Below are 16203 nucleotides of genomic sequence, written 5' to 3' on the forward strand. Positions count from 1 at the left end.
TTTATTGTTTTTTTCCTTCGAATTTTTGAAATAATACGGCTAAGATGATAATTCCTCCCTTTACAACTTGTTGCGGGTAAGATGGAACATTTAAAAGATTTAAAATATTACCTATTAATCCTAAGATTAACACTCCCATTAAGGTATTAATAGCAGTTCCTTTCCCTCCATTTAGACTTGCTCCTCCAATAACTACTGCTGCAATAGCATCTAGCTCCCATGATACTCCCATATTAGGAGATCCTAAATTAGTTCTTGAAGCAGTGATGATTGCTGCTACTGCTGCCAGTGATCCAGAAATTGCATACACTAAAAACTTGTATTTGTTTACTTTAATACCAGATAGGCGAGAAGCCTCTTCGTTACTTCCCATGGCGATAACTAAACGACCAAACACATTGTATTTCAACATCACAGATGCCATGGCAACAATGATGAAAAAGATAATGGCTATATTAGGAACACCTAGAGTTGCATTGTTTGCAAAGTCAGACATGAATGCACCTCCAGCTGTTTCAAATGTTACAGGGGAACCTTTGGCATAAATAAAACCCAATCCTCTTGCTATAGTCATTAGTGCTAATGTGGCTACAAAAGGGGCCATCTTTTGATAGGCAACTAAATATCCCGATACACTACCCAATGCAAATCCCATAACGATTGTCAGTAATATAGCAGCAGGCAGAATGACTAAATTTATTAAAAGTGCAAATGTCACAGCTAATAGAGCGACAAGCGAACCAACAGATAAGTCAATTCCTCCAGTTAGGATAACAATAAGCATCCCGATACTGATAATGCCTATTCCAGATACTTGTTTCAATAAATTAGATAAGTTTGTTTGCGTAAAAAACACATCAGAAATCAAAGCTGAGAAAATCATCAGTAATACAAAAATGACAATTGTATTGTGCTTAATTAAAAACTTTAGAATTCCTCCTGGAGTGCTAAGCTGTTGTTTTATAGTTAGATTCATTACGTTGTATTTAATATTATTTAAAATTTAATTTTTTAATTCTTCGCCAATAGAGTACCTCAAAATATTTTCTTCAGAGAATTTATCTTTAGGTAATTCTCCAAAGATGCTTCCTTTGTGCATCACTAATATTCGGTCTGCAATTCCCATAATTTCTGGCATGTCAGACGATATTACTACGACAGCAACTCCTTTTTTTGCTACTTCATTAATCAGGTTGTAGATTTCGACCTTGGCGCCTACATCAACACCCCTAGTAGGTTCGTCAATAATAATAAGCTTACTGTCGATACTCAACCATTTTGCCAAAGCGACTTTTTGCTGGTTTCCACCTGATAAATTTTTGACATCAATTTCAGAGCTTGGAGTTTTAATGTTAAGCTTAGCAATTAAATTCTGAACATTGTTATATTCCTTTTCGTCATTTATAAAACCTAGCTTACTAGAAATAGTTTTAAAACTGGTAATACTTATATTTTTACGAATAGATAAAGGCAGAAAAACACCTTCTTCTTTGCGATCTTCAGATACAAAACCAATTTGTTGGTTTACAGCTTCAACCGGATTTTTTGTAGTGATTACTTTTCCGTTCAAGGTTAAAGTTCCTGATTTCTTTTTATCAGCACCAAAAATTAGTTTTGCCATTTCTGTACGTCCGCTTCCTCCTAAACCAGCAATTCCTAAAACTTCACCTGCACGAACAGCAAACGAGACATCTTTTACAAAACCGTCGTCTCCGCTTAATCCTTTTACTTCAAATACAGGTTTTTCACTAACAACAACGTCTCGCACCGGAAATAAATCTTCCAATTCTCTACCTATCATCAATCGAATGACACCGTCTTTATCGATATCTTCTTTAGGCACGCAACCCGTGTCAACTCCATCTTTTAAAACAGTGATCGTGTCTGCTATTTTAAAAATTTCCTCTAGGTGATGCGAAATATAAATGATGGACATTCCACCTTTTTTCAAGCGCTCTAAATTGGCAAAAAGTTTTTTGGCATCATTTGGATCAAATACAGTGGTAGGTTCATCAAGAATTAAAACTTTAGTATCTTCAGATAATGCTTTGGCAATTTCAACCACTTGCTTCTGGACGATACTTAAGTCTCTAACAATTGCCGAAGCATCTATTTCGAAACCTAAAGAATTAATTAACTCTTGCGCATCCTTGGTAATTTTTTTCCAATTCATCCAGAATTTACTTGCACCTAACTTATGTAAGTAAATATTCTCAGCAACTGATAAATCATTTACTAATGAAAGTTCTTGGTAGACTACACTAATGCCTAGTAGTTGACCGTAATGGGTATTTTTTGGATTTATTTCTTTGCCATTAAGCACTACCTTTCCGCTGTCCTTTTGATGTACACCACTTAAGATTTTAACTAACGTCGATTTACCTGCACCATTCTCACCAAGCAAAGCATGAATTTCTCCATGTTTGACTTTTAGATTTACACCTTCAAGAACAGAAACAACCCCAAAACTTTTAGTTATTCCAGTCATTTCAAGACGGTATTCGCTTTCTGAATTTCCCATTTGAGTACTTTTTTTTATTTTTAGAACAATGCTTTTGGATTGTAGTATTGTGCAGCGTTTTCTTTAGTAATTAACAAAGGAGCTGTATATGATTTTAATGGAAAATCTCTCTTTCCATTAATATATTGTATGGCGCATTCAACGGAATTTCGACCTATTTGCACCGGGCTATTCATTGCTGTACAACCATAGAAGTCAGTATCCATGATATATTTAATGGCTTCTTTTTGACCATCTGCTCCAGCAACAATCAAGATGTCATCTGTTTTACCAGCTTGTGCAATCGCTTTAATAGCACCTAAAACACAAACATCAGATTCTGTTATTACGACATTAATATCTGGATGTGCTACTAATACATCTTCCATGGCTTTCAATCCCCCAGCATACGTCCACTCAGTATACATTTGAGTAGCTACATTTAAATTTATGTAACCTAGTGTTCTTAATTGCTCCTCAGTGATTCCTTGTAATAATCCTTGCTTACGAGTTAAACCTACAGGGTTTCCTGCATTCCCACTTAATAAAGCAATTTTCATTTTTTTATTTCCAAATTTCTTAGCAACCCAAGCACCTGCTAATTCACCATTAGCTAAATTATTAGATTGAATTGTAGTAACAATTTCCGCAGAAGGGTCAATAGAACTATCTATAATAAAAACGGGAATTCCAGCAGCCTTTGCCACTTTTGTCACTGCCACTAAGGCCATTGGGTCTTTAGGGTTAAGTAATAAAGCATCAACCCCTTTTGTGATTAAATCTTCTACAGCGGCAATTTGCTTGTTTATATCACCTTGTCCATCAGCAGATATAAATTCCATTCCGTTGATTTCTGTATTTTCTTTGATACTTGTGAACAAAGCTTGGTAATATGGGGCATCTAGTGAAGGACTGCAGTAACCTATTTTCATTCCTTTTAAATCCTTAGCGCTTTCAATCTTTGTAACTTTAGAGCCACTAGATTGCACATCTGATTTTATCCTGTCACTTTTATCAAGACAGCTAACAAGGCTTACAGCCACTGTTAAGATGAATAACGGTTTAAATGCTTTTTTGAAAAATGTTTTCATATTTTAATTTTTTAAGAATTATTTCGAATAATTATTTTAAAACAGAGCAATATCAACTTGTAAAACGGTTTTCTGTTTTTCTGGATTCCACATTGCAGTCATTTCAATTGGGAAAGAAAAACCACCAGCTTTGACTGTACGTGCATAAACAGCGCCTACATTGATGATATTTGCTTTTTGGTCTGTGTAAAAAGTTTTGTCAGTAAGGAATGAGAAAGCACCACCTGTGAACAATGTCAAACTATTATTGTCTTTTTCCCAAACCTTATGCTTTACTTCTAGGTAATGTGTATAGGAGTCTTTCAACGAACCATCATTTTGAACCTCATAATCACCAGATCTACCAGCTAAAATCGTTGCTAAATACAACGAAGTTTTATTAGTCACCTGATAACCAAAGTTTAAATCTACAAAATTATATCCTTGTGTTTTTTTATAACTCCAGTAATGTAATACATCACCTCGTTCTTCCACACCCGTATAATTGTTGTGCGAAACTGCTTCGATGAAAAATTTCTCAGTAATGTGATAAGACGTATATATAGATAACTCTTTATAATTTGCGTTTACTCGGTCACCATCGTTAGTTGTTATTGGGTCTCCAGAAAAACCTGCGCCACCCCATAAACCAAAAACAAATTTTTTATTTTTCGAATTGTATTCTAATGACGTTGCGACCATAGGACTTGGTGTTACCACGAAACCATGCCATGTATGCATATTTTTTAAATGCATGTGAATATTAAAAGGTTTGTATTCATCTTCAATTGTACTACTATTTTTCACTTCACCTTTACTGCTATCTTGTGCATGGATTGCTCCTTGTGAAAATAGGAAACCTGTAGCTATAATTTTTAAAAAATACTTCGAGCTAGGTTTATAATAATTTGCTAGCGAAGCAGCAAGACCAGATTTAAATAGTAATAATTTCATGTCTAATAATTTTTGGTTTGGTTAATTTTATAAAGCGTAATATTTACGTTTTATAAAAACAAATGTAAATTATTTCCAACAACTAAAAATTTTATTTCGATAAAAAAAAGTGATTATTTCATTTATAATCCATTATTATTAGATTATTGACAGTTAAATCGATATATTTTTACATATTTATATTACGTTAAATTAACGCTTTATTGAATTATCTTAAAAATATTAATAGAAATTATAGTTTAATATGCAAATAATTCAAAAAGTGTATTATTCGAAAAAAAATATAGAAAATTACAACTACATCGTTTTTTTAGTAAGTTAAATTGTATAATTAATACTTAAATAGTGTAGATTTACACTTCCGAAAACGATATATTCTCGATTGAAGACTATTATTATGTATCAAAGCGATTGGAACTTAATGCCTAATTTTAAAATACTAGCTAATAAATCCAAGTAGTGTTTGAGTAAATAATTTTCTTAGAGTGCTACTAATTAAACAATTAAAAAAAAATGTTAATAATCGCAATCATTTTCCCGACGCTATCTTTTTTTTTAAGAGGCAAAATATTGACAGCAATTTTGTGTTTGCTTTTGCAAATAACAATTATTGGGTGGATTCCTGCGTCTATTTGGGCAGTACTTTCTTTACAAGACGCAAGAGCTGAAAAACGCAACAAAAAATTAATAAAAGCGATGAATAAAAAATAGGTAATTAGAATCTTTAATTATATGACAGCTATTGATGGAAGTTGTCCTTAAAAATCAGTCATTTTCATTTTCGAAAATAATATCGCAAAAAAAAGCCTGACAGATTGGTATCCGTCAGGCTTTTTAAATATTGTAGTATATGCTTATTCAGTAATCTCAACAACTTCAAGATCAAAAATTAGATCTTTACCAGCTAGAGGATGATTTCCATCTAATACAACTGATTCTTCTCTTACTTCAACAACCAAAAGATTCATTTCTTGACCTTCCGGAGTTCTAGAAACTAGTCCCATACCCACTTCAGGAGTCATCTCTTGAGGTAGTTCAGTTTTTGGTACTTCGATAATCAAATCTTCACGAGGATCACCATAAGCATCATCCTTTGTAATGTTGATTGTTTTTTTCTCATTTAATTTCATATCAATTAGGCCTTTTTCAAAACCAGGAATTAAACGTCCTTCTCCTAAAGTGAACGCTAATGGTTCTTTTCCTTCAGAAGTATCAAATACTTGTCCGTCTGCTAATTTCCCTGTGTAATGTACTTTAACCGTGTTGTTCTCTTTAACTTGAGTCATATTTTTTTAATTTTAAAACCTCCATTTCATTGTTGAAAAGGCTTCTGTTTAAACTTAATTATGTTCTTTATTGCCAAAACTGCGCCAAAAGGTCCTTTTTTACGAGAAATCTTATTATTTGAATTAATTTTTAAACGATAATAGCTTAGATAATATAAAGGGCTATAAACTAGTGATATAGCCATTATTGTCACAATGTAGTTTTAGTTACTGCTAAAATGGCAGTCTCCTTTTTTATTTATTCAAATTAGTATGATGAGAGCTAACCTTGTTTTTTACTTGTATCTCCTTTTTTTATACTTTAAAATTGTGGTAGGGTGGCAGTATCTTTGCATCCTGATAATTCAAATTAAATTAAAATAGTAAATTATGACCACACCTAATATCGCAAAAGCCGACATATTAAATGCATTTAACTTTAGACATGCTACGAAAGAATTTGATGCTTCAAAAATTATCTCTGATGATGATATGAAATTTCTTTTACAAACGGCACATTTATCTCCAAGTTCTTTTGGATTTGAACCATGGCATTTTATCGTTGTACAGGACAAAGAATTGCGTGAATTAATAAAACCGGTCGCTTGGGGTGCTCCTTTAAAATTAGATACAGCGAGTCATTTTGTTTTAGGGTTGTCAATGAAAGCGCCTATGGTAAAACATGATGCTGAATATATTCATACAATGATGAAGGATGTAAAGCAGTTGCCCGAAGATGTTATCGAAATGTATTCTAAATTCTACAGAGAGTTTCAAGAACGTGATTTTGAATTAGATTCTGATAAAAAATTGTTTGATTGGTCTTCTAAGCAAAATTACATTGCTCTAGGAAATATGATGACTTCAGCAGCACTTATCGGGATTGATAGCTGTCCTATTGAAGGTTTTCACCAAGAAAAAGCTGAAGCACTACTACGAGAGAAATTTAATGTTGACACTGATAAGTATGGTCTTTCATTTATGATTGCGTTTGGTTATAGAAAAGAGGCTCCTGCTCACGCCAAATCGAGAAGAAATTTTGATGATATCGTTACTTGGATGTAATTTAAATCGGTTTACTATTCAAAAACCTGCTCACTTTAAAATGAGCAGGTTTTTTGTTTATAATAAAAAGTAATGTTGAAACTGGCTCAAATCTATAATAAAGACTGAATTTTTTTAATGAATATTTTATTCGAAAATTTAATAGTAGTGTCAGGACTTATGCACTGCTTTCTATTACAGTGTATCTGCATATTTTAAACATGGAGAATTGCAATGGGTTTTTATATAATTACAATTTAATATTTCATCATTTGAATCTATGTCTATATTCCATTTGATTTTCAGTACATTACGTGATGTTTTAAAAAAGTTAAAGTTTTCCCTCATTAGGCTAAATAAAAGTTAATTAGCAATTTATTTCTAATCGATTGCTTAGTTTTGTGATATACCGACTTAGAAAAAGTCATAATTTACCAGATGATTCAAGGTGTTTTTCTATTAGAATTTTCAGTCTAAAAGGATATTTAAATCATGACGATTTCGAATGACTTGGAAACCTTCAAACATTGTAGCTAGCGTTAGCTAATTCTATAAGAAGTGTTTACCAGGATTAAAAATAATAAGAATTCTAACTGTCAAATGGTAGATCATTTTTACTAAAAAAAAACAATTTTAAAAGATGAACAAAGCAATAAAAGATAAAGTAGTAGTTGTAACAGGTGCAAATAGAGGAATTGGCGCAGCAATAGTAGCAACATTCCTTGACCAAGGAGCAAGCAAAATTTACTTAGCAGTTAGAGATGTAAATTCGACTAAAGAGTTGGAATCTAAATTTGGTGATCGCGTTGTTACAATTGAGGCTGACGTCTCAGACACAAAATCAATTCAGGCACTCGCTGCAAAAACCACAGATGCCAATATTGTTATAAACAATGCAGGTGTGGGAAATCCCCAATCAACAATAGGTGATACTGTAGAAGAAGATTTCCAATTTCAATTAGAAGTAAATGCTTTTGGACTTTTAAGAGTTGCAAACGCTTTTGCTAAAACATTGGAAAAAAATAAAGGAGCTTTGGTTCAACTAAATTCCATTGCATCAATGAAAAACTTCTCTCATTTATCAACGTATTCTGCTTCAAAAGCAGCTTCGTACAATTTAACTCAAGGTTTAAGATCTGAATTAGGTCCGAAAGGCGTGACTGTTATCAGTGTACACCCTGGACCAGTAGCTACAGAGATGGGTAAAAATGCAGGTTTTGAGGATGGAGCATCTACAAATACGATTGCAGAGGCTATTGCAATGGGATTAGAAAAAGGCGACTTCCATGTATTTCCTGACGAAATGGCAAAACAAGTTGGAGCAGCTTATGAAGGATTTTCGGAAAACGTAGTATTAGCAGATTTTTCGGAATAATCTTAACGTGAACGAACAAAACAAATAAGGCAGACGCCTTGTATTTCTATAATTTAAAATTTTAATAAGATGAAAAGAATAGCAATAAACGGAATGGGTCGAATAGGTAGAGCAGCGCTAAAAGTAATTTTAGATACTCCTCAATTGGAGTTGGTTGCAGTAAATGATATTGTATCGATCGAAAACATAGTATACCTTTTAAAATACGACTCAGTTTACGGAACTTTCGAAAAAGAGGTGACGCATGACGCCAACAATTTATATATAGGAGGAAAAACAATTAAATTTAACTCTGAAAGAAATCCTGAAGATTTGCCTTGGGGAGAAAACAAAATTGACGTTGTAATTGAAAGTACTGGTTTTTTCACGAAAAGTGAAGACGCTAAAAAGCACATAAAAGCAGGAGCAAAATCAGTTATTATTTCTGCTCCTACAAAAAGTGAAGATATCCCAACGGTGGTTCATGGTGTAAATACCCAAGATGGAAATACAGAAATTTTCTCATGTGCCAGCTGTACTACAAATAATATTAGCCCAATTGTAGAGATTTTAGGACGCCGAGTTGGAATCAATAAAGCGATTATGACTACTGTACATGCATACACCGCTTCACAAGCAATTGTTGATGCACCATCTAATAAAAACTTTAGAATGGGACGTGCAGGCGCGGCTAATATTGTACCAACATCAACTGGAGCAGCAATAGCAACAACTAAAGCATTACCGGAATTTGCAGGTAAGTTTGACGGAGTAGCTTTGAGAGTGCCAATTCCAGTAGGATCAATGTCTGATTTGACTTTTGTTACAAGTCGTTCAGTTACGGTAGAAGAAATCAATGCTATCTTTGAAGAGGAAGCGCAAACAGCTCGTTATAAAAACATATTATCAACTACAAATGAACCCTTGGTTTCATCTGATATTGTTAAAAATCCACATGCTTCAACTGTCGATTTAGGAATGACAAGAGTGGTTGATGGTGATTTATTAAAAGTGATGACTTGGTATGATAACGAGTGGGGATTCACTAATCAAATGATACGCCAAATCTTAACTGAAATAGCGTAATCAATTTAAGAGCAACCTAAATAAGAGCATATTTTAATAATTTGTAGCTAATAGAACAAATTGTAATATTTAATTCGAATGTGGATTAGTGTTGCAATTTGTTTCTTGCTTTTAAGTTTTATTCGATAAAAAAGCAATAAAATTAATTACTAAGACAATGCTTGATAACTTTAAAACTACAACAGATGAAAGATAGTTACGAAAAAACAGCAACAATAAAGAGACACGAAGCCTCTGGAAAATATTTTGACGTGAACGGAATTAATTGTTTCGCGCTAGATCGAGGAGAAGGGGAAGCCGTTTTGTGCTTACATGGTGTTCCTACTTCGTCGTTTTTATATAGGAATATGATTCCTGAATTGGCCAAAAGAGGGTATAGAGGAGTAGCTATAGATTTTCTAGGTTTAGGATTATCTGATCGACCTGAAGATTTTGATTACTCCTTTAAGGCATTAGCCAAATTTAGTGCAGACGCTGCGGCCAAATTAGGTTTAGAAAAATACCACTTGGTAATCCACGATGTGGGTGGCCCAGTTGGTTTTGCTTTAGCAGCTTTAAATCAAGATAAAATTTTATCAATTACGGTTTTAAACACTTGGATTGATGTAGTGAACTTTAAAAAGCCATGGCCAATGCGTCCGTTTGAAACACCTATTTTAGGCGAAATTGAATTGGCAATTTTGCAGCATCCTACTTGGAAATTAATGTTCGCTCAAATGGGAGTAAATGATACTTCAGTAGTTCCTGATGAGGAAATTGAAGCTCATATTGATATTTTAAAATTGAAAGATGGTGGGGATGCTTACCTAAAATTGATGCGCAATTTTGATGACACCGAAGAGTTTAAAAAGCTATGTTACAGTGCTGTCCAAAATGTAAAGTATCCTGTTCAAGCGGTTTGGGGAGTAGATGATCCTTTTTTAACGATAGATACTTATGGGGAAGAAATTAAGACAGTAGCTAATTTAGATACGGTTCATAAAGTATCTTCGAGACACTTCTTGCAAGAAGAGAAACCAATTGAAATAGTTGATAAAGTGGATCAGCTGATTAAAAGTATAAGATGAAATAATTAATTATTACTAATTGTATAATAGCTAGTTAGTGATTATAATATAATTTAAAAAAGATGGAAGATAAAATTAAAATAGATTTAGTATCTGATGTAGTTTGCCCTTGGTGCATCATTGGGTATAAAAGATTAGAAAAGGCAATTATCGAATTGGGAATCCAAGATAAGATTGAGATTGAATGGCAACCTTTCGAATTAAATCCGAACATGCCAAAAGAAGGTCAGAATTTAAGAGAACACATTTCAGAAAAATATGGTTCGAATGAACAGCAACAAAAAGAATCGCAAAAGACGATGACTGAGGCAGGTGCTGCACTTGACTTTACTTTCAATTATTCTGAAGATACGCGCATGGTAAATACATTTGAGGCACATATCTTATTAGACTATGCACAGGAATTTGGAAAGCAGACAGAACTAAAGTTGCAATTAATAAAATCTTTTTTCACAGATCAAAAAGACGTTTCTGATAGAGCGGTTCTCAAAGAAGCTTTACTAGAAGTTGGTTTAAACGCCGATGAAGCTTTAGCCTTACTTGACAAGCCAGCGGTCATTGAAGATGTTAGAAATAAACAGCAATACTGGAAAGAAATGGGAGTAAATTCGGTTCCTACGGTAGTTTTTAATAGAAAAAGTGCTGTAACGGGTGCACAACCAGTAGAGACATTCAAAGAGATCTTGAAACAATTAATTGCAGAGCAATAAGCATTATAAATAAAGTAGAATTCATATAGTATAAGGTTAAAGAACAGCATTTTTGTTTTTTAACCTTTTTGTTTTTAGGTAAAAGGTATCAAAGCATATTATTATAAAGTGCAAGTAATAAAGTGCACTAAACAAAGACAATAGAAAACTATTTTACACCAGTTATTCTTAAGAAAATAATGTAAGAAAATCTAAAATCTCCTTTTTAAAGTATTGCAGTTAACTGCCATGAAAATTAGTGAATATTAAAAAGTATACTTTATGAAATCAATTTGATTTTAGTTTGTTTTTCGTGTTAAAAAGTGTATTTTTAGCTATCAATAAGAAGACAATAGTAACATACTTCGACTTTTTTTATGGAGAATTTAGACCCCAAACAGCCTATAGTAAAACGGCCCTTATATAAATTTAGCAAACTTAATAATTTTAGTTTTAACTTTTTTACAGTACAATTTTTTGTAGTCACTTTATTTTTATTTTACATTGAATTATATTATGTGGCCTGGGGGAGTGTGCCCTTGTTTTTAACATTCGTTTATTTCTCAAGTACTAAGAGCTTGAGATTTTCAAAAAAAGCACTTATTGCCACGTATATGATGATGGCCTATTTCACATATGCCTACATACTTTATGGTAAGTTCTTTAATTTTACTGTGCTTTTGTACATAATTCCTGTTGTGCTTCTCATCATAATACGGTACCATAAATTAGTACTGTATGCTATATTGTATGTTGCAATTACGGTACCTACTATTATTTACTTCGATTATTTTGGTTACGATTTGGGTGGTATCTATAATTATGATAGGGATATCTACAACGAATTCTTTTATTTTACGGTTATAATGATTATGATTTACTTGATTGTTCTATTAACAGCTAGAACAAATTTAGTAAAATACATTATCGAAGATTTAAAAGCAAAAAACATTGAGTTAGAGGAATCACGTATCAAGCTTAAAAAACTGCAAATAAATAAAGAATCGTTTTTTGCGATTATGAGCCACGAGATTAGAACGCCTTTAAATGCAATAAAAGGAATTTCGGATATACTTAAAAGCAACGATCACACAGATGAAAATAAGCATCTCTTAGAATTAATGGATTATTCGTCAAATCATTTGCTGGCTTTGGTTAATAATATATTAGACTTCACTAAGTTAAATGATGGTGCTTTTTCATTGCAATACTCGTCATTTGACTTGAATAGTGCCTTGAATTCTTCATTTAGAATGAATGAAAGATTAGCAGTAGAAAAAGGGTTGGTTTTTAATTTTGTTCTAAAAAATACGTTGCCTAATAAAGTATATGGTGATAAAAACAGAATCAACCAAATCATTCTTAATCTATTAAATAACGCAATCGAACATACCGAGGAAGGTAAGATTGAAATGATCGTTGGAGGTGAGTACAATCCACATGACGGGCAGGAATTTAATCTAACAATACAAATTTCTGACACTGGTTCTGGAATTAGTAAAGAATTGGGAACGAGACTTTTTCAAAAATATGCTACAACAAATTCCAGCACTCATAGCGTTGGTTTGGGATTGACAATTTCAAAAGGGCTGTTGGACTTAATGCATGGCCAAATAAGATTCGAATCAGAACCTAATAAAGGCACTTCTTTTTTCATCGACTTACCGCTGCCAATAGTTGCTGAAAATGAGTTAGAATCTGAAAACTCGCAATCTGATTTTAAATTAACCACGCTTAATATACTTATAGTGGATGATAATAAAATCAATCTAATGGTGTTAGAAAAACAATTAAAGAATAAATTAAAAAATAGTACAATTACAAGCGCGTACAATGGTTTAGAGGCACTAAATATTGCAAAAGACAACGATTTTGACTTAATTTTGATGGACGTTTTAATGCCTGTAATGGATGGGATTACTGCCACGCAGCATATTAGAGGCTTAGACAATACCAATAAAAAAACAGTTCCAATCATAGCTTTGACCGCAAATGTTGGCGAAAAAGAACTCTTTGAATGTTCACAAGCAGGAATGAATGATTTTGTAACAAAACCTTTTGAGATCAATGAACTTCTGAAAGTAATTCAGAATAGTTTAGTAAAGATTTGATTATATCAAACTCAAAAGTTATTACTTTTTAAAAATGAATGGCAACTTCATAAAACCATCCATTAGATTTTTATGCCATCTCAAATTATTGTAATTTTGAAGTACTTTCTATATTAGAAATTAAAAAAGAAAATACATGAGAAATTATATCAAAGAAGTCCTTAAAAATATGCCAGCTGGTTGGGTTCTTACTACTACACACCGATTAGATATTTACAATGAAGAGTTAGCAAAAACAGAATTCTTAGAGCAATTTGAAGATTTATATTCGAATAATATTGCTACCACAACTGCGCTAAACGAGTTACCTACTGCTTATGATTACATCAGACTTGGTCATCCATTATCTTGTGTTTTAGAATGGGCTTTGGGTAAGTTAAATTCAGTAGATTCTGAGAATGTGATTAGTTTTTCATCTAAAACAATCCCTGTCTTTTCGATTTTAAGAAAGAATGCTTTAGAAGGTAAGAAAACACAGATTTTACACGATGGTGCATTAGATGAAAATTTTGATGCAGCTATAATCAAAAATGTTTACGGTTACGAATTTGATCTTAAAAAAGTTGATACAAATAGCGTTGACGCAAAATTTGAGGGTAGTACTGTTTATGTCACTACTGAAAAGGAGTTTGGAGTAGTGAAAATTAATGAAAATATTGACTTTTACATTGGTTTATATGACCACTTAGGTAGCGTACTTATTGTTAATGGAGAAGAAAATAAAAATTACATATCAGACATTCAGCATGTTCGTAGGAGAGAAACGGTAGCGATGACACCGGTAAACTGTATGACTGCTTTGATGTCTTTGGCTACTCAGAGTTCTTTTGAGTATCATGAAAGTACTTTAGAAAAAGATAAAGAAGCCACATTAGCTTCGATCCGAACGATTACTAACACTGCGATTGCACCTTTAGTAGCATCAAGTGGTTTGTCGATTCAATATGCTATTTTAATGGGGTTGGTTCACGATGCATTGGAAAATCACAAAGGCAAGGCGATTAAATTAATTGTACCTCCTAATTGTTATGGAGGAACAAACGATCAAGCTCGTCGTGTTGCAGCTAGTATTGAAAATGTTACTATAGTTGATTTATTAGTTGATGGTGATAATGATATGGTACAAAGCATTGAAAGTGTACTGAATAATATGGCACAAGAAGATGCAGTTCCTTTGATTATTGCTGAGATACCTACAAATCCTAGAGTAGAAGTTCCTAATTTAAGTGATTTGAAAGCGACTTTAAGTAAAGAGCGAAAAACGCCTGATGGAGATAGCGCAATCGATCCTGTTTTTATTTTAGACCAAACATTTTGTCCTAATGTGAATTTTCTTGGAGAAGGAGCTGTACTGTCAAGTGTTCGCACGATCTCTTTTGCCAGCGGATCTAAGTTTCCTAGTGGTGGTCAATGCACTGCTGGATATTGTGTAGGGAATAAAAATACAGTTGCGCTGATGGATAAAATAGCAGATCATTTGGCTCTATGCGATAATGAAGCAACTGATTTTCAATATGAAATATTAGCAAAACAATTGCCATCAATGAATCAACGTATTGTTGATGCCTATAAAAACACACGTTCCTTTGTAAATTACATACACGAAGTTCTGCCTGATGCAAAAATAAATTTCGTTTCAGAAGAATTAGCCGACCAAGAATTCATGCCATCTGTGTTTTCTCTTGACTTACCTACAAAAGGAAATAGTCCCGAGGAAAAAGAGATGCATAAAAGAGCTCTTAATCTCAAATTAATTAACATGATGATTACCGAGATTCCTAACGAGAGTAAATTTTGTGTGAGTTATGGCCAACTGAAAGGATGCTACTGGACTATCCCAGCGACGTCTACTCAAGGAACAACCAAAGAAGGCGACAAAGATTACATTGTTAGAGCTTCGTTATCACCAGATTTGGATTTAGAAAAACATAAACAAGTTTTTTTAGATTTTGTAAAAAGTATGTAAATAAAAAGGGAGATTCGTTCAGAATCTCCCTTTTTATTTTATTGTATTTCTACCTTAGTTGCGCAACTACTTCTTTTTAATAATACGTATTCGCCTTCCAATTTAAACTGCCGAACTGATTTTCCAGTATACTTCTTGAAGGTTTTTGAAAGGTGACTTACATCAGTAAATCCAAGATCATCTGCAATTTCAGTTAATGTGAAATTCGAATTTAATAAACGAATTTCAACCAACTTTAGTTTGGCTTTTATAATGTATTCTCGCAAAGGAGAGTTGACTTGTTTTCTAAAAAATTCACTCACGTAGGTAGGTGACATTGCAAATGTACTAGCGAGATTATCAATTTTAATAAGTTCTGGCTTGTCTATATGCTCATTGATATAAGTTAGCATTTTTGTGATTCTTTCGTCATTAATAGACGATGGCAACTCGTTAAAACTTCCCTTTTTAATATTACGAATGAGAATTTCAAGTATACTCATCATCAAACTCACAATAAAGCTTATAGATTCTTCGCCATAATTATGTGATTCTTGTAAGATCATGGCAATTAAACGTTCTAAGTGCTGTCTGTCCAAATCATTCCTAATTATATCACCAGGCATTTGATTATAATTAGACAAAATATACGAAGCTTCCTTAAACCATTCGTTTCTATCAATGGCCAATCGATTTGTATTCTTGAAAATCGAATCCGTGAATTTTAAAAACACAAACTTAGAAGATGTTTTAATATCAAAAGAATGGCATTTTAAAGGCGGCAACAAAAAAATGCTCCCCTTACCATAAGGGTAATGATTGTAATTGATGCATTGTGTGCCATCGCCTTCATTTACTAAAACGAGTTCAAAAAAATTATTCTTAACGGGGCGTTGTTTCCACTCGGTTAATTCTAATTCTTGTATTTCAAAAGGTTTATAAGTCTCTAATACTTGCATTATGATGTTATTTTGATGCGAAATTAGATTTTTTTTCCAATAAAATAAACTTAAACCGCTATAAACCTTTAAATATACCTAAATACCCTTTTTTAGTACCTCGTTGACTAAAAGTAACCATTATATCTTTGCATCATCATTTAAACAACTAATACAAAC

The 16203-nt window shown here is 32.9% G+C and carries 14 protein-coding genes; 8 read left to right on the plus strand and 6 right to left on the minus strand.

From position 1 onward, the window contains the following. Nucleotide 1: 1 nt before the first annotated feature. The 4 genes from H603_RS0113405 to H603_RS16870 are packed head-to-tail and all read right to left on the minus strand — an operon-like array spanning nt 2 to nt 4524. Entirely contained in the window at nt 2-976 is a 975-nt protein-coding gene (locus H603_RS0113405) for an ABC transporter permease (RefSeq protein ID WP_026709094.1), read from the minus strand. 27 nt (nt 977-1003) lie between these two features. After that, on the minus strand, nt 1004-2521 hold the full coding sequence (locus H603_RS0113410) for a sugar ABC transporter ATP-binding protein (RefSeq protein ID WP_026709095.1): 1518 nt from the start codon (nt 2519-2521) through the stop codon (nt 1004-1006). A gap of 20 nt (nt 2522-2541) precedes the next feature. After that, nucleotides 2542-3591, minus strand: a complete 1050-nt coding sequence (locus H603_RS0113415; RefSeq protein ID WP_051219327.1) for a substrate-binding domain-containing protein — start codon at nt 3589-3591, stop codon at nt 2542-2544. A 36-nt stretch (nt 3592-3627) separates the two neighbouring features. Next, complete coding sequence (locus H603_RS16870; RefSeq protein WP_051219329.1) at nt 3628-4524, minus strand: hypothetical protein; 897 nt, start codon at nt 4522-4524, stop codon at nt 3628-3630. A 513-nt stretch (nt 4525-5037) separates the two neighbouring features. On the opposite strand from H603_RS16870, the gene H603_RS0113425 reads away from it, so the two are divergent. Further along, complete coding sequence (locus tag H603_RS0113425; RefSeq protein ID WP_026709097.1) at nt 5038-5235, plus strand: YqaE/Pmp3 family membrane protein; 198 nt, start codon at nt 5038-5040, stop codon at nt 5233-5235. 143 nt (nt 5236-5378) lie between these two features. Here the strand turns inward: H603_RS0113425 and H603_RS0113430 are convergent, their stop codons facing one another. Continuing rightward, nucleotides 5379-5810, minus strand: coding sequence for an FKBP-type peptidyl-prolyl cis-trans isomerase (locus H603_RS0113430; RefSeq protein WP_026709098.1), 432 nt, complete (start codon nt 5808-5810; stop codon nt 5379-5381). Nucleotides 5811-6179: 369 nt separating this feature from the next. Here H603_RS0113430 and H603_RS0113435 point away from each other — a divergent pair, with 369 nt between their 5' ends. From H603_RS0113435 to H603_RS0113465, 7 genes are all read left to right on the plus strand, one after another. After that, complete coding sequence (locus H603_RS0113435) at nt 6180-6854, plus strand: NAD(P)H-dependent oxidoreductase (protein ID WP_026709099.1); 675 nt, start codon at nt 6180-6182, stop codon at nt 6852-6854. Nucleotides 6855-7473: 619 nt separating this feature from the next. Further along, nucleotides 7474-8208: an SDR family oxidoreductase gene (locus tag H603_RS0113440; RefSeq protein ID WP_026709100.1), complete on the plus strand. Its 735-nt coding sequence runs from the start codon at nt 7474-7476 to the stop codon at nt 8206-8208. Nucleotides 8209-8277: 69 nt separating this feature from the next. Then, a complete protein-coding gene (gene gap / locus H603_RS0113445) occupies nt 8278-9273 on the plus strand; it encodes a type I glyceraldehyde-3-phosphate dehydrogenase (RefSeq protein ID WP_026709101.1) in 996 nt (331 codons plus the stop codon). Nucleotides 9274-9458: 185 nt separating this feature from the next. Beyond that, entirely contained in the window at nt 9459-10340 is an 882-nt protein-coding gene (locus H603_RS0113450; RefSeq protein ID WP_035676083.1) for an alpha/beta fold hydrolase, read from the plus strand. 62 nt (nt 10341-10402) lie between these two features. After that, nucleotides 10403-11050, plus strand: coding sequence for a DsbA family oxidoreductase (locus H603_RS0113455; RefSeq protein WP_026709103.1), 648 nt, complete (start codon nt 10403-10405; stop codon nt 11048-11050). Between the two features lie 557 nt (nt 11051-11607). Beyond that, nucleotides 11608-13140 (plus strand): response regulator, encoded by a 1533-nt coding sequence (locus tag H603_RS0113460; protein WP_169628300.1) that lies wholly within the window; start codon nt 11608-11610, stop codon nt 13138-13140. A gap of 136 nt (nt 13141-13276) precedes the next feature. Then, a complete protein-coding gene (locus H603_RS0113465; protein WP_026709105.1) occupies nt 13277-15106 on the plus strand; it encodes a PLP-dependent aminotransferase family protein in 1830 nt (609 codons plus the stop codon). 38 nt (nt 15107-15144) lie between these two features. On the opposite strand, the gene H603_RS0113470 is transcribed toward H603_RS0113465, so the two are convergent. Beyond that, entirely contained in the window at nt 15145-16044 is a 900-nt protein-coding gene (locus H603_RS0113470; RefSeq protein WP_026709106.1) for an AraC family transcriptional regulator, read from the minus strand. Nucleotides 16045-16203: the final 159 nt, after the last annotated feature.

The sequence above is a fragment of the Flavobacterium frigidarium DSM 17623 genome, from assembly GCF_000425505.1.
Taxonomy (GTDB): domain Bacteria; phylum Bacteroidota; class Bacteroidia; order Flavobacteriales; family Flavobacteriaceae; genus Flavobacterium; species Flavobacterium frigidarium.